We start from the raw sequence: 16,943 nt of genomic DNA, 5'->3' as shown, positions 1-16,943 counted from the left end.
CGGTCCGGCGGCACCTCGTCGCTGAGGTCCCGCGGCCGGAAGTTCAGAAGTCGAAGCCGAGTTGGCCCCCGCTCTCCAGAGCGGCCGCCTCCGGGGAGAGGCGGACCTTCTTGAGATGGCTCCATCGGGGCATGGCGTCCAGGTAGGACCAGGAGAGCCGGTGGTACGGGGTGGGCCCCAGCTCTTCGAGGGCGGCTTTGTGGACGGGCGAAGGGTAGCCCGCGTTCGCCGCGAAGCCGTAGCCGGCGCCGTCGGGGCCGTTCTCCAGCTCGGTCATCATGGCGTCCCGCCGCACCTTGGCGATCACGGAGGCCGCGGCGACGGAGATGCAGGACTGGTCGCCCTTGATCACCGTGCGCACCCGCCAGGGACTGCCGAGGTAGTCGTGCTTGCCGTCGAGGATCACCGCGTCCGGACGGACCGGGAGGCCCTCGAGGGCCCGGACGGCCGCGAGGCGCAGGGCCGCGGTCATCCCGAGCTCGTCGATCTCCTGCGGGGACGCCTCGCCGAGCGCGTAGGCGGTGACCCAGCGCTCCAGCTCGGCGGCGAGCACGGTGCGTCGCTTCGGGGTGATCAGTTTGGAGTCGGTCAGTCCCTCGGGGGGACGGCGCAGGCCGGTGACGGCCGCACACACGGTGACGGGCCCGGCCCATGCCCCGCGTCCGACCTCGTCGACCCCGGCGACGATCTTGGCGCCGGTGGTGGCTCGGAGCGACCGCTCGACGGTGTGAGTAGGGGGTTCGTACGGCATGGCGCCTGACAGGTTACGCCGCCGGGTGCCACGTGCGGTACCCGGATTCCCGTCAGACGCCCCTCCGTCCGGTCGCGGCCTCGGCCAGGTGAGCCCCGAACGCACCAGCGGCACCATGATCCGGTCGATGACATCGGTCATCTCGGTGCCGCTCCCTTCGCTGTCGCACACCTTGGACAGATACCTCATGAGCGCCGGGATGACGTCGAGGACGAGGTCGGCGAGGCGTCGGGCCGCGCCTCTCCGCGCGCGATCCCACGCTCCCGCAGGCGTCCGAGGAGCTGTTCCGAGGGGCCGACGACGCCGGTCTCGATCAGGGCGCGGAAGCGCCCGGCCGAATCCTCGTCGCACTCGCGAAGGACGGCGCGCAGGGCGAGGCCGGGGCGCGAGCTCCTCACGTCGCGGACCCGGCGGAGGAGCTCGGACAGCTCGTCGCGGCCTGTGCCGGTACACCGCGGCCCACCCGTCTGCGCGCCGAGCGCGACATCCTCTTTGGTCGGGCCGTTCCATCCGACGCTGCTGAGCCGGTCGAGCGCGGCCTCCGGGATCGCGCGTTCGAGCACCGGTCCGCGTCTGCGCGGCGCCACTTCGTCCGGCCGGGCGGCGGCCGTGAAGCACGACGTCATCTCGTCGGCGACCGGGCCGGCGGCATCCTCGGCAAGCCGCCGCCTGATCAATACCACGTTCCCCGAAGGGCCGGAACGCAACCGGGCGTTCGGCGTCCTCGCCGCCGTCTCGGCCGGTGGCGGCGGCACGATCGGCCTGCCCGTCGGCGGGATGCTCACCAAGTGGCTGGACCGGCTCCGGCGGTCCTGGTGACCCGGGTCCGCAGGAGCGACCTGGAGACGCTCGGTGGCGAGGCCGAGGCCGTGGGCCCGGTCGCCTGACGGCCGGATCGGGTGCCCGGGCCCCTCCGGATCCGGGCACCCGTCACTCTCAGCCGCGGGCCGTGTCCAGCGGTACCCAGGCGGGCAGGTCCTCGGTCCGGTCCAGCCAGTCGGCCGGCGGCGCGCCGGCGTCCGAGGAGGCCACGACTCCGCCGGCGATGGCGCAGGTCGTGTCGACGTCCCCGCCGACCTGGGCCGTCGTCCAGAACGTCGCCTCGAAGTCGCCCAGACCGCGGGCCGCCGACCAGAGGGCGAAGGGCACCGTGTCGTGGGCGCTGGTTCGCCGGCCGCTGCCGAGCACGGCGGCGACCGTTCCGGCGTCGCCGTAGTCCAGCATGTCGCGGGCCCGGCGCAGCCCGGCGCCGACGGCGCTGCGCGGGACGAGGGCGATGACCCCGTCGAGCAGCGCCTCGGGCGTGGGCGGCCCCTCCGGGCCGGCCGCGAGGGCGGCCGCCGCGGCGACGGCCATGGCGCCGACGACGGCCTCCCGGTGCTGGTGGGTGGGGTAGGCGGAGATCTCGGCCTGGTGGGTGGCCTGCTCGGGGTCGTCGGCGTACCAGGCCCCGAGGGGGGCGACCCGCATGGCGGCGCCGTTGCCCCAGGAGCCCTGTCCGTTGAAGAGCGCGGCGGACAGCTCGCGCCAGTCCCCGCCCTCCCGGATCAGTCGCAGCATCCGGTTGACGGCGGGACCGTAGCCCCGGTCGAAGTCGTGGTGCTTGGCGAAGGAGTCGGCCAGGGCGTCCTGGTCGATGCGGTCGTGCCGGGCGAGGACGGCGAGGACGGAGCAGGCCATCTCCGTGTCGTCGGTCCACTGCCAGGAGCCGGGCGGCAGTTCGCGCCGCTTCAGGAGGGGGTAGTGCGCGGGGACGAAGAACTGGGAACCCAGTGCGTCCCCCACGGCCAGTCCGCGCAGACTGGCGAGGGCGCGGTCGAAGCGCCGGTCGAATGAGGAGTCAGCGATCATCGGTGCGCCACTCTATCCGGTGGGGCCGTACGGTTCCGGGGTACACCAGCGTTCGAACGGGCGGTCCAGCCGGTACCGTCCGTCCTCCCCGAGCAGCAGGACCCGGGTCTCGGCGTTGCCGGGGTTCGACAGGGATTCGAATTCGGCCACGCTCCAGTGGAACCACCTCATGCAGAAGAGCCGCATGGTCAGACCGTGGGTGACCAGCAGGACGTTCGGCGGGTGGTCGGGGGCTTCGAAGCTGCGGTAGAGGCTCTCCAGGAACGCCCCCACCCGGTCGTAGACGTCGGCGCCGGACTCCCCCTGCGCGAAGCGGTAGAAGAAGTGCCCGTACGCGTCCCGGTACACCTTCTGGAGGCGTACGTCCTCCCGGTCCTGCCAGTTGCCCCAGTCCTGCTCCCTCAGCCGTGGCTCCTCCCGGATCCTGACCCGCCCCGGCCGCAGCCGGAAGGCGTGCAGGGTCTCGTGGGTGCGGCGGTAGGGCGAGACGTACACGCTGACCGCCTCGTCGCCGAAGAGTTCCCTGAGCCGCCCGCCCGTCTCCTCGGCCTGCCGCCGACCGGTCTCGGTGAGCCGGAGGGCATGGTCGGGCTCCCGTTCGTAGACGGTGTCGTCGACATTGCCTTCGGACTCCCCGTGCCGTACGAGGACGATGCGCCGCGGTCGTGCCATGTTCCGACCCTAGAGGGAGCCGCCCCGTTCGGCTCAGTCGAGGAGGCGGCCGGAGTCCATCCGGCGTATCCGTCCGGTGAACCGGCGCCGCAGTGCGCGGTCGTGCGAGACCACCACGACCGCGCCCGGCCACGCGTCCAGGGCCTGTTCCAGTTCCTCGACCAGGCCGAGCGCGAGGTGGTTCGCCGGTTCGTCGAGGAGCAGCAGGTCGGCGGGGCGGGCGAGCAGCCGGGCGAGGGCGAGCCTGCGGAGCTGTCCTGCCGAGAGGGCCCCGACGGGCACGGTGAGATCGGCCGGCCGGAACAGCCCGTACGACAGCATCCGTTCGGCCAGGCCGTCTTCGTCGAGGTCCAGTCCCAGCCCTTCCCCGAAGGCGGTGAGGAGGGACTCGGCGGGCCGGCGGACGGTGACCTCCTGGGCCAGGAAGCCGATCCTGCCCCGGCGCCGCACCTCGCCGCGGTCGGGGACGAGGTCGCCGGCCATGACACGGAGCAGGGTGGACTTGCCCGCTCCGTTGCCCCCGTGGATCAGGAGCCGCTCCCCGGCCGCGAGGGTCAGGCTGTCGACGGCGAGTCGCCGCCCGATCCGCACGTGGTCGAGGGCGAGCAGTTCCCCCTCGACCACCCCCACCTCCGGGCGGGCGGTGAAGGCGAGGGGTGGGGCCGGTTCGGGCACCGGGTCCTCCCTGAGCCGTCGCAGCCTCTCCCTGGCGTTGCGGACGCGACCCGACACGGATGCCTGGACCCGGCCGGCGGCCCGGTCGTAGGCCATCTTGTTGTTGTCCTTCATGACCCGGCCCGCGGCCACGGCATGGGCCGTGCCCGCCGCGTACACCTCCAGACGCTCGGTCTCGGTCCGCCACTCCTCGAACTCCTGCCGCCGCCGTCGGCGGGCGGCTTCCCGGGCGGCACGGAAGCCCCCGTACCCCTCGCCGTGGCGGACGAGGTCCCGGCGGTCGGTGTCGACCTCGACGAGGGCGGTGGTGACGCGCTCCAGGAAGACACGGTCGTGGGAGACGGCGACGACGGTCCCCCGGTGGCCGCGGAGGGACTCCTCCAGCCAGTCGAGCGCGGCCGCGTCGAGGTGGTTGGTGGGTTCGTCGAGCAGGAGCACCTCGGGCGCCGCGGCGACGGCGCAGGCGATGCCGAGCCGTGCCTGCTCCCCGCCCGAGAGGGTGCCGAGCCGCCGGTCGCGGGCGATGTGGGCGAGCCCGAGGGCGTGGAGGGCCTTGTCGACGCGGGCGTCGGCCTCGTATCCGCCGCGGAGCTCGTACGTGGTGAGCAGCTCTCCGTACGCGGCGAGGTCGTCGGCGGCTCCGTCGTCCAGCCGGGCTTCGAGGGCGCGGAGTCGCACCTCCATGGCGCGGAAGTCGGCCAGGGCGGCGTCGACGGCGTCGGCCACCGTGGACTCCGGCGGCAGGTCGGGGGTCTGGCGGAGGAGCCGCAGGCCGTCGTCGGCCTGGGCGACGACCCGGCCTTCGTCCGGCACGACCTCGCCGGCCAGCAGGTGGAGAAGGGTCGACTTGCCCGCGCCGTTCTCCCCCACGATCCCGACGCGCTCGCCGGGGCGGACGGAGAGCGAGACGCGGTCGAGGAGTGTCCGCTCCCCTCGGGAGACGGTCACGTCATGGAGCGAGATCTGTGCGGGCATGGCACCTCCCAGGAGCGAACGCAAACACAACTTGTGTCGCATTAACGCCGAGTGTGGCACACTCGATCTCACTAATGCAACGGGAGTAGCAGTTGAATGATTCGATCGAGGACCCCGGCGCACCCGCACCCGGCAGCCGGCGCCCCGGCGGCCGCACCGCCCGCACCCGGGCGGCCGTGCGCGACGCCGTCCTGACCGGCCTGGCCGAGCAGGGCTATCCCTCCCTGACGGTCGAGTACGTGGCGGAGCACTCCGGCGTCCACAAGACGACGCTCTACCGCCGCTGGGGCGGCGTGGAGGGCATGGTGGCCGACGCCCTCGACCTCGCGGGCGAGGACGACTGGACACCGCCCGACACGGGCGGCCTCGGGGACGACCTGCGCGCCCTGGCCCGGGAGGTCGTCGCGGGGTTCGGGGACCCGGCCAGCGCGGCGGCGCCCACCGCCTTCGTCGGCGCGGCGTTCCAGTCGCCACGCGCCGCGGACGCGCTGCACTCCTTCTACGCGGAGCGGTTCCGGCGCTGCGAGGAGGTCGTGACCAGGGCGGTGGAGCGGGGCGAGGCACCCGCGTCGACGGATGCCGGGGCGGTGGTCCGGGCGGTCTCCGCCCCGCTCTTCCTCCGCCTCTTCGTCACCCGCGAGCCCGTCGACGAGGACCTCGCGGACCAGGCGGCCGACGCGGCCCTGGCAGCCGTGGAGGCGGGCGTCTTCACCCGGCGGCGGACGAGTGCCTCACCCACCGCCCCCTCCGGGACGGCCACGGACGAGAACTAGCCGCTCGGACCGTCGACGGAAAGAACGGAACCGACGAGAACGAGACGGTCATACCGTCCAGGCAGGTTCGAGCCGCACGACGTCACCCGAGAGGGCGGCCACGTCGGCCTCGGTCTGCGCCCGCAGACCGAGGCGCTCGACCCTCTCCTCCCGGTACTTTCCGTGCTCCGCAGCGGAGTTCCAGAGCGAGAGCACCAGGAACTCGTGGCCCGGCGCCTCGCCGAACAGCCCGCGCAGCATGCCCGGGGACCCGGCCATCGCCGGATTCCACACCTTCTCCTGCATCAGCGCGAAGTGCTCCACGCGCTCCTCATGGACACGGCAGTGCGCCACCCGGGCCACGTCCGCGTCGGAGAACCTCGGCTCGAAACCGGTCTTCACGTCGAAGCGGTGGTCGAAGAGCTTGACCTGCGCGTCCTTGAACGTGCCCACCTGCGCGGCGGCCAGCCGGTCGTGCGAGCGGGCCATGAAGGAGTCGTAGAAGGCCCGGCTCTCCCAGAACGCGAAGACGTGCGCGATCTCGGGACGGGCCCGGCTCCAGCCACCGCCCTGCCCCCGGAAACCCGGCTCCCCGAGCAGCCCCGCCCACTTCCGCTGCCCCCGCTCGAACCCTCGACGGTCCACGACGGCGCAGCGAATCCACTTGACCAGCACCGCGCCATCGTACGGGTCCGGAGTGTGCCCCGGCAGACCGTCACCACAGATGGGGAGGGCGACATGAGCCCTCGTCAGACACCCGTTCTTTTCACGCCAGTCGGGCGTCGAGATCCGGCACGTCATCGCCCCGGAACCAGGCCCGGCGGGCCGCCCGGACCCAACTGTCGTACGTGCGTGACACCATGAAGAAGGATCCGGAGCGACGGGTCCTCGTGGGGAAACGGGGAAAGGGGAGACATCGTGAGCGGACTCAACAAGGGCGTCGGCAAGGTCGAGGTGGCGCTCAAGTGGGATCCGGCACCGGCGGGCGCGCCGGCGCACGACCTGGACCTCGTCGCCGCCGTCTTCACCTCCGACGACCCCCACGGCACGCCCGCCCAGCTCGTCCACTTCGGCAGCCGCTCCCCCGACGGGACGATCACCCTGCACCGCGACAGCCGTACGGGCCAGGGCTTCGGCTACGACGAGGCGATGACGCTCGAACTGGACCGGCTGGCCGACCGGTACGTGCGTGTCGTGGTCGGCGTGGCGATACAGCAGGGCGGCGGCCGCGTGGTCTTCGGCCGCATAGCCCAGACCTCCGTCCGCGTGAGCCAGGGCTACACGGAACTGCTCACGGACGACTTCGCCGTGGCGGCCGAATCCACCGCGGCGACCGTCGCCGAGTTCGTGCGCGACGCCTCGGGCTGGACCTTCCGCCCCCTGCCGCGGGGCTTCGACACGGACCCGCAGACCTTCGGCTCCCTGATGGGCAGCGCCCGAGTCTGACCGCACCGCCCCAGACACGCCGAAGGGGACCGACCACCGGTCGGTCCCCTTCGTCAGCCGTTGATCAGCTGCAGCCGCTGGTCGAGCCGCAGCCCTCGCAGATGTAGCAGGAGCCGGCGCGCTGCATCTTCGTCCCGCAGGAGAAGCAGAGCGGGGCGTCGGCGCTGATGCCGAGCTGCATCTCGACGAGCTCCGCCGAGGTGTGCGCCTGCTTCGGGGCCGGGACCTCGGCCTTGACCACCGGGGCGGGGGCCGCGACGGCCTTCAGCTCCGTGGCGACCGGAGCCGACTGGGCCAGCGCCTCGACGTCGACGTCCACGTCGTCGGACTGCTCGTAGGAGCCGGTCTCCAGGTGACGCTGACGCTCCTCGGCGGAGTGGATGCCGAGGGCCGAGCGGGTCTCGAAGGGCAGGAAGTCGAGCGCCAGGCGGCGGAAGATGTAGTCGACGATCGACTGCGCCATCCGCACGTCCGGGTCGTCCGTCATGCCGGCCGGCTCGAAGCGCATGTTGGTGAACTTCGAGACGTAGGTCTCCAGCGGGACGCCGTACTGCAGACCGACGGAGACCGCGATGGAGAAGGCGTCCATCATGCCCGCGAGGGTCGAGCCCTGCTTCGACATCTTCAGGAAGACCTCACCGAGACCGTCGTCCGGGTAGGAGTTGGCGGTCATGTAGCCCTCGGCGCCGCCGACGGTGAAGGAGGTGGTGATCCCCGGGCGGCCCTTCGGGAGGCGCTTGCGGACCGGACGGTACTCGACGACCTTCTCGACGGCCTCGCGGATCGTCGCCTCGGTCTTCGCGGTCACCTCGGCCTTCTCGTCCTCCTTCTTCTTGGCGGAGAGCGGCTGGCCGACCTTGCAGTTGTCGCGGTAGATCGCGAGCGCCTTGACGCCCATCTTCCACGCCTCGAAGTAGACCTCCTCGACGTCCTCGACCGTGGCCGTCTCCGGCAGGTTCACGGTCTTGGAGAGGGCGCCGGAGATCCAGGGCTGGATGGCGGCCATCATGCGGACGTGGCCCATCGCGGAGATGGAGCGCTCGCCCATGGCGCAGTCGAAGACCTCGTAGTGCTCGGTCTTGAGGCCCGGGGCGTCGACCACATTGCCGTGCTCGGCGATGTGGGCGACGATCGCCTCGATCTGCTCCTCCTGGTAGCCCAGGCGGCGCAGGGCCTGCGGGACGGTGCCGTTGACGATCTGCATCGAGCCGCCGCCGACGAGCTTCTTGAACTTGACCAGGGCGAGGTCGGGCTCGAGACCGGTGGTGTCGCAGGACATCGCGAGACCGATGGTGCCGGTCGGGGCGATGACCGACGCCTGGGCGTTGCGGAAGCCGTTCTTGGCGCCGAGGCGGATCACGTCCTGCCATGCCTCCGTGGCGGCGGCCCAGATCGGCGAGTCGAGGTCGTCGATCCGGACGGCCGTCTCGTTGGCGTCGGCGTGCTGCTTCATGACGCGCTGGTGCGGCTCGGCGTTGCGGGCGTAGCCGTCGTAGGCGCCGACGACCGCGGCGAGCTCGGCGGAGCGCTTGTACGAGGTGCCGGTCATCAGCGAGGAGATGGCACCGGCGAGGGCGCGGCCGCCGTCGGAGTCGTACGCGTGGCCGGTCGCCATCAGCAGGGCGCCGAGGTTGGCGTAGCCGATGCCGAGCTGGCGGAAGGCGCGGGTGTTCTCGCCGATCTTCTGGGTCGGGAAGTCGGCGAAGCAGATGGAGATGTCCATCGCGGTGATGACGAGCTCGACGACCTTCGCGAAGCGCTCGACCTCGAAGGACTGGTTGCCCTTGCCGTCGTCCTTGAGGAACTTCATGAGGTTCAGCGAGGCGAGGTTGCAGGACGTGTTGTCCAGGTGCATGTACTCGCTGCACGGGTTCGAGCCGTTGATGCGGCCGGACTCGGGGCAGGTGTGCCAGCGGTTGATCGTGTCGTCGTACTGGATGCCCGGGTCGGCGCAGGCCCAGGCGGCCTCGGCCATCTTGCGGAAGAGCGACTTGGCGTCGACCTTCTCGATGACCTCGCCGGTCATGCGGGCGCGCAGGCCGAAGGTGCCGCCGGACTCCACGGCCTTCATGAACTCGTCGTTCACGCGGACCGAGTTGTTGGCGTTCTGGTACTGGACGGACGTGATGTCGTCGCCGCCCAGGTCCATGTCGAAGCCCGCGTCACGGAGGGCGCGGATCTTCTCCTCCTCCTTGACCTTGGTCTCGATGAAGTTCTCGATGTCCGGGTGGTCGACGTCGAGGATGACCATCTTGGCGGCGCGGCGGGTGGCGCCACCGGACTTGATCGTTCCCGCGGAGGCGTCGGCACCGCGCATGAAGGAGACCGGGCCGGAGGCGTTGCCGCCGGAGGAGAGCAGCTCCTTGGAGGAGCGGATGCGGGAGAGGTTCAGGCCGGCGCCGGAACCACCCTTGAAGATCATGCCCTCTTCCTTGTACCAGTCGAGGATCGACTCCATGGAGTCGTCGACGGACAGGATGAAGCAGGCGGAGACCTGCTGGGGCTGCGGCGTGCCGACGTTGAACCAGACCGGGGAGTTGAAGCTGAAGATCTGGTGGAGGAGGGCGTAGGTGAGCTCGTGCTCGAAGATCTCCGCGTCGGCGGGCGAGGCGAAGTAGCCGTAGTCCTCGCCGGCCTTCGTGTAGGTCTTCACGATCCGGTCGATGAGCTGCTTGAGACCGGTCTCGCGCTGCGGGGTGCCGACGGCCCCGCGGAAGTACTTGCTGGTGACGATGTTGACCGCGTTCACCGACCAGAAGTCGGGGAACTCGACGCCGCGCTGCTCGAAGTTGATCGAGCCGTCGCGCCAGTTGGTCATGACGACGTCACGGCGCTCCCAGTTCACCTCGTCGTACGGATGCACGCCGGGGGTGGTGTGGATGCGCTCGATCCGCAGGCCCTTGCTCGCCGCCTTGGCTCCCTTGGTGCGGGAACCACGTGCCGGGCCGCTCGCCGTCTCTGTCATGCCGCCTCCCATATACGGGCAAAACACCCTTTGGCGCCCAGATAATCCCAGAGCACCGTCTTCTGTACTACGTTCTGTACTGCTTGACCCACGGGCACCACAGAGGTCACCCGGGGCAGGTCTTCACGGCCGCACGGCGGCCGGTCGCCGGGCCGCGCGGGCCCGGACCGCCGTCAGTCGGCGGCGCCGGCGGGAACGGGCACCTCGGGGGCACCCGGTCCGCCGTTCTCAGCGGGAGGCCGCACGCGGAGTTCCGCGATGGCGGCCTCGAAGTCTTCGAGGTCTTCGAAAGCCTTGTACACGGACGCGAAGCGCAGGTACGCGACGAGGTCGAGCTCCTGCAGCGGCCCGAGGATCGCGAGGCCCACGTCGTGAGTGGTCAGCTCGGCGCTGCCGGTGGCGCGCACCGCCTCCTCGACCCGCTGGCCGAGCTTGGCCAGGGCGTCCTCGGTGACCGGTCGCCCCTGACACGCCTTGCGGACGCCGGAGATGACCTTGGTGCGGCTGAAGGGCTCGGTGACGCCGGAGCGCTTGACCACCATGAGCGAACAGGTCTCCACCGTGGTGAAACGGCGGGCGCAGTCGGTGCACTGGCGGCGACGTCGGATGGACGTGCCGTCATCGGTGGTGCGACTGTCCACGACCCGGCTGTCAGGGTGCCTGCAGAAGGGGCAGTGCATCGGTTACGACCCTCTTCCTCATGGCATCACTGAACAGCCTCGCGGGGCCCGTCAAGGCCCTCGAAGCGACCACCAGCATAGGCGATGGATGGCGCCCCGGCAGACCGGGGACCACTATCCCTGGGCGGCCGGTGCCATCCAACCACTAGATCTTGGGTTCAGGTCACTTCGACACCACCAGCGTGTCGCGGGGCCCCGGAGCCGCGCCCGCGCTCCGCGAATGGGAGACTGGGAGGGCGCGCCGGGGCCTGAGAACCCAGCGGGGAAGGCTACCGTAAGGGCGGGATCGACCCTGGCGGGCCCACTCCCATACACCCCCACTCGTACACGCGTAAGGCAATCTGCGGATTTTCACTCGAACGTGTGTTTGGCGCAACCTTTCGAAAGCTACTACCGTTGTGCCAGCCAGGGAGACCATTCGAGAGGGGCCGACGACGTGACCACCACCGCAGACAGCGCCACCATCACCGCCCAGGACCGCTCCCAGGGCCGACTCGAGCCGGTGCACGCCATGAACGACACAGCCATGAACGGCGAGGAGCCCGGGCGTCCCGCCCGAGCCCTCCCCGGAAGGCCGCCAGGCATCAGGGCCGACAGCTCCGGCCTCACCGACCGCCAGCGCCGGGTCATCGAAGTCATCCGCGACTCGGTCCAGCGGCGCGGCTACCCGCCGTCGATGCGCGAGATCGGCCAGGCGGTGGGCCTCTCCAGCACGTCGTCGGTGGCCCACCAGCTGATGGCCCTGGAGCGCAAGGGCTTCCTCCGCCGCGACCCGCACCGCCCCCGGGCGTACGAGGTCCGCGGGTCGGACCAGCCCAGCACCCAGCCGACCGACACCACCGGCAAGCCCGCCGCGTCGTACGTGCCGCTGGTCGGCCGGATCGCGGCCGGCGGCCCGATCCTGGCCGAGGAGTCCGTCGAGGACGTCTTCCCCCTCCCCCGGCAGCTGGTCGGTGACGGCGAGCTCTTCGTCCTCAAGGTCGTCGGCGACTCCATGATCGAGGCCGCCATCTGTGACGGCGACTGGGTCACCGTCCGCCGCCAGCCCGTCGCGGAGAACGGCGACATCGTCGCCGCCATGCTCGACGGCGAGGCCACGGTGAAGCGCTTCAAGCGCGAGGACGGCCACGTCTGGCTGCTGCCGCACAATGCCGCGTACCAGCCCATCCCCGGCGACGAGGCGACGATCCTCGGCAAGGTGGTGGCCGTACTGCGGCGGGTGTGACCCCACCCGCCGGCTCCGACCGGGCCCCGGGACCCACTGCGCCGGTCCCGGGGCCCGCTGTACGTCCCGCCCTCCTGGCTCGCGTCCGGCCCCGGCATCCGCCGGGGCCGGACACATGTCGCCTGGCTCAGGCGCCGTCCGCCTTCGCCTTCGCGTCGATCGCGGCGAGGGACTTGCGCACCTGGTTGCGGTCGGTCGTGTACCAGAAGTCGGGCATCGACGCCTTCAGGTAGCTGCCGTACCGGGCGGTGGCCAGGCGCTGGTCGAGCACCGCCACCACGCCCCGGTCGCCCGTGGCACGGACCAGACGGCCGGCTCCCTGGGCCATCAGCAGCGCCGCGTGCGTCGCCGCCACGGCCATGAAGCCGTTCCCCCCGTTCTCCTCGACCGCCTTCTGGCGGGCGCTCATCAGCGGGTCGTCCGGGCGCGGGAACGGGATCTTGTCCATGACGACCAGCTGGCAGCTGGCGCCCGGCACGTCCACGCCCTGCCACAGCGACAGCGTGCCGAAGAGGCAGGTCTTCGGGTCGGCCGAGAAGTTCTTGATCAGCTCGCCCAGGGTGTCCTCGCCCTGGAGCAGGATCGGGAACTCGGGGATCCGGGTCCGCAGCTCCTCGGCCGCGAGCTGTGCCGCACGCATCGAGGAGAAGAGCCCCAGGGTCCTGCCGCCGGCCGCCTGGATCAGCTCGGTCAGTTCGTCGAGCATGTCGCCGCGGTCACCGTCCCTGGCCGGCTTGGCCAGGTGCTTGGCGACGTACATGATCCCCTGCTTGGGGTAGTCGAACGGGGAGCCGACGTCGAGGCCCTTCCAGACCGGCAGGTCGTCCCCCGTGGTGCCCTCGGGCGCGAGGCCCAGCGAGGCGCCCACGCCGTTGAAGTCGCCGCCGAGCTTGAGGGTGGCCGAGGCGAGGACGACGGAGCGCTCGGTGAAGAGCTTCTCCCGCAGCAGCCCCGAGACCGAGAGCGGCGCGACCCGCAGCGAGGCGCCGAAGCGGTCGTGGCGCTCGTACCAGACGACGTCGTACTCGGAGCCCTGGGTGATCCGCTCCGCCACCCCGTGCACGGTCTCGACCGAGGCCATCGCCTGCTTGCGGACCGCGTCCTCGTCCTGCACCGCACGGTCCCGCGTGTTCCCCAGCGCGGTGATCACGGCGCGGGCCGCGTCGCGCAGCGCCATCAGCGCGTACGCAAGATCCTCCGGGATCTTCTCCAGGCGGCCCGGCAGCGCCAGCTCCATGACCCGTTCGAAGCCTTCCGCGGCGGTCTGGAGCTGATCGGCGACCTTCTCGTCCACGAGCTTGGCGGCCCGGCGCACCGCCCGGTTCACCTGGCCCGGGGTGAGCTCGCCGGTCGCGACGCCGGTGACCCGGGAGACCAGCTCGTGGGCCTCGTCGACGATCAGGACCTCGTGCTGGGGCAGGACGGGGGCACCCTCGATCGCGTCGATCGCGAGGAGGGCGTGGTTGGTGACCACGACATCGGCGAGCTTCGCCCGCTCCCGAGCCGACTCGGCGAAGCACTCCGCCCCGTACGCGCACTTGCTCGCACCGAGGCATTCCCGGGAGGAGACCGAGACCTGGGCCCAGGCCCGGTCGGAGACGCCGGGCGTCAGGTCGTCCCGGTCGCCGGTCTCCGTCTCGTCCGCCCAGTCGCGCAACCGGAGCAGGTCCTGGCCGAGCTTGCTGGTGGGCGCGGCCGCCTCGAAGGGGTCGAACAGGCCGTCCTCCTCGTCCTGCGGGACGCCCTCGTGGAGCCGGTGCAGGCAGAGGTAGTTCGACCGGCCCTTGAGCATGGCGAACTGGGGGCGGCGGCGCAGCTGCGGATGCAGCGCGTCGACCGTCCGCGGCAGGTCGCGCTCGACGAGCTGGCGCTGGAGCGCCAGGGTGGCCGTGGCCACCACCACCCTCTCCCCGTGCGCGAGCGCCGGCACGAGATAGCCGAGCGACTTTCCGGTGCCGGTGCCCGCCTGGACGAGCAGGTGGGAATTGTCGTCGATGGCCTCGGCCACGGCCTCGGCCATGGTGACCTGGCCGGGCCGCTCCGTGCCGCCGACGGCGGCGACGGCGGCGTGGAGGAGGTCGGGGAGGGATGGCTTCGTCATAGCGTTCCCAGCCTACGGGGCGGCACCGACAGCGGAGGCACTCCCGAGGATCACGCGAGGGGGTTGGGGACGGTGCCGTGGACGGCGGCGTGCGGCCGGTCGGCGCGGTCCCGGTAGCCGTCCATGTGCAGCCGGTTGCGATTGAGGCAGAGCCGTTCGATCCGCGGGGTGAGCAGGTCGAAGAGCTCGAACCGGTCCTTCAGCTCGGGGAAGCGCTCCTGGTGGCGGAGGATCTCGGCACGGACGAGGGCCCAGAAGTCCGGCTCGGGTACGTCCAGTTGTTCCTCGCACAGCGGGGCGAGGTAACGGAAGACGCCGACGAAGAGCCCCGAATGGATGAACTGGGTGAGGAAGCCGGGCTCCTCGGTGAGGAGGACGGCGCGGACGTCGTCGGGCATGTCCTCGTGCTCGGGAAGGGGGTGGGCGCTGATGTTGACGTCGTCGACGAAGTCCTTGATCGCCAGGCGGACGGGGACGTCCTGCTCGTCGTAGACGACGATCGCGTTCTCGCCGTGCGGGGAGAAGACCGTGCCGTAGCGGTAGAGGAAGTGGAGCAGGGGTGGCAGCAGGGCGGCGAAGAGGCGGCGGAGCCAGACGGCGGGGGCCAGGCCGGACCGCGTGACGAGTTCGGCGACGAAGGCGCGGCCCTCGGGGTCGGTGTGGAGCAGGGACGCGAGGGTGCGGGCGCGCTCGCCGGGCGGCAGGCGGAGCGGTTCGCGCCAGATCGCGCCGAGGAGTTCTTTGTACTGGTAGGGGACTTCGGGCAGCCGGTCGTAGAGGGGGTGCTCGACGGTGACGGAAGCGACCTCGCCGAGGAGGATCACGCCGCATTCCTCGTGGAGGAAGGGGTCGGCGTCGCGCAGTCCGTGGACCCAGGCGGTGACGGCGGGGGCGGCGAGGGTGCGTTCGGTGGGGAGGCCGCGCCAGACGAGGGTGTTGAGGACGGAGAGCGGCAGTTTGACGGTGTGCCGGTCGGGGCGGCTGGTGTTGAGGAAGGTACGGATGGACTGCTGCGGCAGGCGGAGGTCGCCGTCGGCGGGGAGCGGGACGATGGCACCGGAGGCGACGGCGGGGGCGTAGAGCGGGAGCAGGATCTCGTCCCACTGCCAGGGGTGCACGGGCAGCAGCAGGTAGGCGTCGGGGTCGAGGCCGCGGGCGGTGAGCTCGGCGCGGAACGCTTCCCGGACGGGCGGGTCGAGCTCCCGGGCGTAGAGGCGGTCGGGGGTGTCGAGCCCCGCCACGCCGCGGTAGGCGGCGAGGCGGTTGCTGACCGCGAGCCACGGGAGGGGGGTGGCGCGGCGGGCTTCGGGGGCCCATCGGGCGGCGTCGGTCGCGGAGAAGCCGATGCGGCCCTTGTTGAGGACGAGCCAGGGGTGTCCGGTCTGGTGGCCTTCGAGTTCGGCGTACGGGAGGTCGGCGAGGCGGTCCGCGGGGAGGGCGGTGTGGTCGAGGCGGGCCTCGGCGGCGAGGGTGGTGGAGAGCTCGCGGATGAGGTGTCCGAGGGTGGCGCCGTCGAGGTCCAGGAGGCGGCGGGCGCGGACGAGGAGGGCGAGGGGGTCGGCCAGCGGCGCGTCGTCGTGGGTGATCGTGTCGGGCTCGACGCGCCAGCTGCCGTAGGCGCCGCGGCGGGCGGTGAAGGCGAGGGTGGTGCCGTCGTCGAGGGTGAGGGCGTACCGGTCGGCGAGGTCGCCCGCGACGGGCACGGGGTCGAGGATCTCCTCGTAGGCGAACTCGCCGAGGGCCTTGGCGAGGGTACGGGCGGAGGCGCGGGTCCAGGCGGTGGGATTGAGCTCGGGGGGCGCGAGCAGTTCGGGGGCCGCGGCCGCCGCGGGTCGTGCGGAGTCGTGGGGTGCTGGGGACGTCGTCACAAAGCCTCCTCGAAGTGGGAACCGCTGTGGGTCGAGCGGTGTATCAAAGACAGAGGGTGTTCACAGAACGTGACGGAGGGCCCGGTCACGGATCATGAGCGCGGCTCGTTTGTCGGGCAGGTCGATTTCCGCCGCGTAGCGGAAGCCGGCGTTGAGAAAGGCCGAGACGGAGGGGGTGTTGCGGATGTCGGGTTCGGCGACGACCCGGGTGCAGCGGGGGCGGTGGTCGAGGACGAGATCGGCGACGGCCCGCAGAAGCGCCGTGCCCACTCCTCGGCCACGGTCGGTGACGCCTCCGAGGAGGAGATGGACGCCCGTGTCGTGCGGGCGGGCCGGGTAGGCCCGGGCGAGCGGGTCGAGGTCGGCGCGGTAGATCTCGAAGTAGCTCATCGGGGTGGAGTCGAGCACGCCGAGGCAGGGGACGCTGCGGCCGTCGCCTTCGAGCTGGGCGCGGACGTGGTCGGCGGTGACGCTCTCGGGTCCGGCGAGTTCCCAGAAGGCGGCGACGGCGGGGTCGTTCATCCACCGGGTGAGCAGGGGCAGGTCGCGGCCCGGACGGACCGGGACGAGGCGGAAGCTGCCGAAGCGGGTGTCCGTCGTGGCCCAGGAGGCGACGGAGTCGAGCAGGTCGCCGTCGAGGCGGGCGTCGACGGCGGTCCCGGCGGGGCCGGAGGTGTCCGGCCCGGACGTGACGGGGGCGGTCGGGGCCGTGGCCGCCAGGGCGGGGGCGGTCGGGGCCGTGGTGACCGGGTCGGTGGCGATCGCGTCCGGGGCGGTCAGGTCCGTGGCGGTCGGGGCCGTGGTGGCCGGTGGGGAGGGCTGTCCGGCGGTGAGGAGGGCGACGAGATCGTCGACGCGGAGGTCGAGGGTGTCGTCGCCCGTCGGGTCGGACGGTGGGAACCGGTCGGCGGCTGCGGTGCCGGCGTCGTGCCGGTGGTCCGGATGTATGGACATGGGGCGGTCTTCCGTGGTCATGGGCGTC

Annotated in this window: 14 protein-coding genes and 1 pseudogene; 4 read left to right on the top strand and 11 right to left on the bottom strand. The window is 71.7% G+C overall.

Translation table 11 applies throughout. From position 1 onward, the window contains the following. Positions 1-43 precede the first annotated feature (43 nt). Entirely contained in the window at positions 44-751 is a 708-nt protein-coding gene (locus ACFVU3_RS30835) for a ribonuclease HII (protein ID WP_390071370.1), read from the bottom strand. Between the two features lie 185 nt (positions 752-936). Then, positions 937-1,314, bottom strand: a complete 378-nt coding sequence (locus tag ACFVU3_RS30830; RefSeq protein WP_390071368.1) for a TetR/AcrR family transcriptional regulator C-terminal ligand-binding domain-containing protein — start codon at positions 1,312-1,314, stop codon at positions 937-939. Between the two features lie 76 nt (positions 1,315-1,390). Here ACFVU3_RS30830 and ACFVU3_RS30825 point away from each other — a divergent pair. Next, a pseudogene (locus tag ACFVU3_RS30825) lies at positions 1,391-1,549 on the top strand (MFS transporter); the annotation flags it as partial. Between the two features lie 138 nt (positions 1,550-1,687). Here ACFVU3_RS30825 and ACFVU3_RS30820 read toward each other — a convergent pair. Genes ACFVU3_RS30820 through ACFVU3_RS30810 form a run of 3 tightly spaced genes read right to left on the bottom strand, consistent with a single transcriptional unit; the run spans position 1,688 to position 4,924 of the window. Continuing rightward, positions 1,688-2,602 (bottom strand): ADP-ribosylglycohydrolase family protein, encoded by a 915-nt coding sequence (locus ACFVU3_RS30820; RefSeq protein ID WP_390071366.1) that lies wholly within the window; start codon positions 2,600-2,602, stop codon positions 1,688-1,690. Between the two features lie 12 nt (positions 2,603-2,614). Further along, positions 2,615-3,274 (bottom strand): histidine phosphatase family protein, encoded by a 660-nt coding sequence (locus ACFVU3_RS30815; protein ID WP_390071365.1) that lies wholly within the window; start codon positions 3,272-3,274, stop codon positions 2,615-2,617. A 33-nt stretch (positions 3,275-3,307) separates the two neighbouring features. Then, positions 3,308-4,924: an ABC-F family ATP-binding cassette domain-containing protein gene (locus tag ACFVU3_RS30810; RefSeq protein ID WP_390071363.1), complete on the bottom strand. Its 1,617-nt coding sequence runs from the start codon at positions 4,922-4,924 to the stop codon at positions 3,308-3,310. A gap of 92 nt (positions 4,925-5,016) precedes the next feature. Between ACFVU3_RS30810 and ACFVU3_RS30805 the strand changes: the two genes are divergently transcribed. Then, a complete protein-coding gene (locus ACFVU3_RS30805; RefSeq protein WP_390071361.1) occupies positions 5,017-5,697 on the top strand; it encodes a TetR/AcrR family transcriptional regulator C-terminal ligand-binding domain-containing protein in 681 nt (226 codons plus the stop codon). 48 nt (positions 5,698-5,745) lie between these two features. Here the strand turns inward: ACFVU3_RS30805 and ACFVU3_RS30800 are convergent, their stop codons facing one another. Beyond that, complete coding sequence (locus ACFVU3_RS30800) at positions 5,746-6,351, bottom strand: YdbC family protein (protein ID WP_390071359.1); 606 nt, start codon at positions 6,349-6,351, stop codon at positions 5,746-5,748. Positions 6,352-6,594: 243 nt separating this feature from the next. Here ACFVU3_RS30800 and ACFVU3_RS30795 point away from each other — a divergent pair, with 243 nt between their 5' ends. Further along, positions 6,595-7,122 carry a TerD family protein gene (locus tag ACFVU3_RS30795; protein ID WP_390071357.1) on the top strand — a complete coding sequence of 176 codons (528 nt, stop codon included), beginning with the start codon at positions 6,595-6,597 and terminating at the stop codon, positions 7,120-7,122. Between the two features lie 64 nt (positions 7,123-7,186). Here the strand turns inward: ACFVU3_RS30795 and ACFVU3_RS30790 are convergent, their stop codons facing one another. Both ACFVU3_RS30790 and nrdR read right to left on the bottom strand, forming a co-directional pair. Further along, complete coding sequence (locus ACFVU3_RS30790) at positions 7,187-10,087, bottom strand: vitamin B12-dependent ribonucleotide reductase (protein WP_390071355.1); 2,901 nt, start codon at positions 10,085-10,087, stop codon at positions 7,187-7,189. Positions 10,088-10,260: 173 nt separating this feature from the next. Continuing rightward, the gene (gene nrdR, locus ACFVU3_RS30785) at positions 10,261-10,767 is read right to left on the bottom strand and encodes a transcriptional regulator NrdR (protein WP_390071353.1); all 507 of its coding nucleotides are present in this window, start codon (positions 10,765-10,767) and stop codon (positions 10,261-10,263) included. 436 nt (positions 10,768-11,203) lie between these two features. Here nrdR and lexA point away from each other — a divergent pair, with 436 nt between their 5' ends. Further along, positions 11,204-11,992: a transcriptional repressor LexA gene (lexA, locus tag ACFVU3_RS30780; RefSeq protein ID WP_031010805.1), complete on the top strand. Its 789-nt coding sequence runs from the start codon at positions 11,204-11,206 to the stop codon at positions 11,990-11,992. A 127-nt stretch (positions 11,993-12,119) separates the two neighbouring features. On the opposite strand, the gene ACFVU3_RS30775 is transcribed toward lexA, so the two are convergent. The 3 genes from ACFVU3_RS30775 to ACFVU3_RS30765 are packed head-to-tail and all read right to left on the bottom strand — an operon-like array spanning position 12,120 to position 16,936. Beyond that, the gene (locus tag ACFVU3_RS30775) at positions 12,120-14,093 is read right to left on the bottom strand and encodes an ATP-dependent DNA helicase (RefSeq protein WP_390071351.1); all 1,974 of its coding nucleotides are present in this window, start codon (positions 14,091-14,093) and stop codon (positions 12,120-12,122) included. Between the two features lie 50 nt (positions 14,094-14,143). Next, positions 14,144-15,961: an IucA/IucC family protein gene (locus tag ACFVU3_RS30770; RefSeq protein WP_390071349.1), complete on the bottom strand. Its 1,818-nt coding sequence runs from the start codon at positions 15,959-15,961 to the stop codon at positions 14,144-14,146. A 60-nt stretch (positions 15,962-16,021) separates the two neighbouring features. Further along, positions 16,022-16,936 (bottom strand): GNAT family N-acetyltransferase, encoded by a 915-nt coding sequence (locus tag ACFVU3_RS30765; protein WP_390071347.1) that lies wholly within the window; start codon positions 16,934-16,936, stop codon positions 16,022-16,024. Between the last annotated feature and the right edge of the window lie 7 nt (positions 16,937-16,943).

Source organism: Streptomyces sp. NPDC058052 (genome assembly GCF_042885515.1).
Classification (GTDB): Bacteria; Actinomycetota; Actinomycetes; order Streptomycetales; family Streptomycetaceae; genus Streptomyces.
Note: the sequence above shows the minus strand (reverse complement) of the source record. Positions and strands in the feature narration are given on the sequence as shown.

What these genes read in the sequence shown, in the direction of transcription:
- nrdR (WP_390071353.1), bottom strand. Translation starts at nt 10,767, where the DNA reads ATGCACTGCCCCTTCTGCAGGCACCCTGACAGCCGGGTCGTGGACAGT.
- ACFVU3_RS30765 (WP_390071347.1), bottom strand. Translation starts at nt 16,936, where the DNA reads ATGACCACGGAAGACCGCCCCATGTCCATACATCCGGACCACCGGCAC.
- ACFVU3_RS30815 (WP_390071365.1), bottom strand. Translation starts at nt 3,274, where the DNA reads ATGGCACGACCGCGGCGCATCGTCCTCGTACGGCACGGGGAGTCCGAA.
- ACFVU3_RS30790 (WP_390071355.1), bottom strand. Translation starts at nt 10,087, where the DNA reads ATGACAGAGACGGCGAGCGGCCCGGCACGTGGTTCCCGCACCAAGGGA.
- ACFVU3_RS30820 (WP_390071366.1), bottom strand. Translation starts at nt 2,602, where the DNA reads ATGATCGCTGACTCCTCATTCGACCGGCGCTTCGACCGCGCCCTCGCC.
- ACFVU3_RS30835 (WP_390071370.1), bottom strand. Translation starts at nt 751, where the DNA reads ATGCCGTACGAACCCCCTACTCACACCGTCGAGCGGTCGCTCCGAGCC.
- ACFVU3_RS30775 (WP_390071351.1), bottom strand. Translation starts at nt 14,093, where the DNA reads ATGACGAAGCCATCCCTCCCCGACCTCCTCCACGCCGCCGTCGCCGCC.
- ACFVU3_RS30810 (WP_390071363.1), bottom strand. Translation starts at nt 4,924, where the DNA reads ATGCCCGCACAGATCTCGCTCCATGACGTGACCGTCTCCCGAGGGGAG.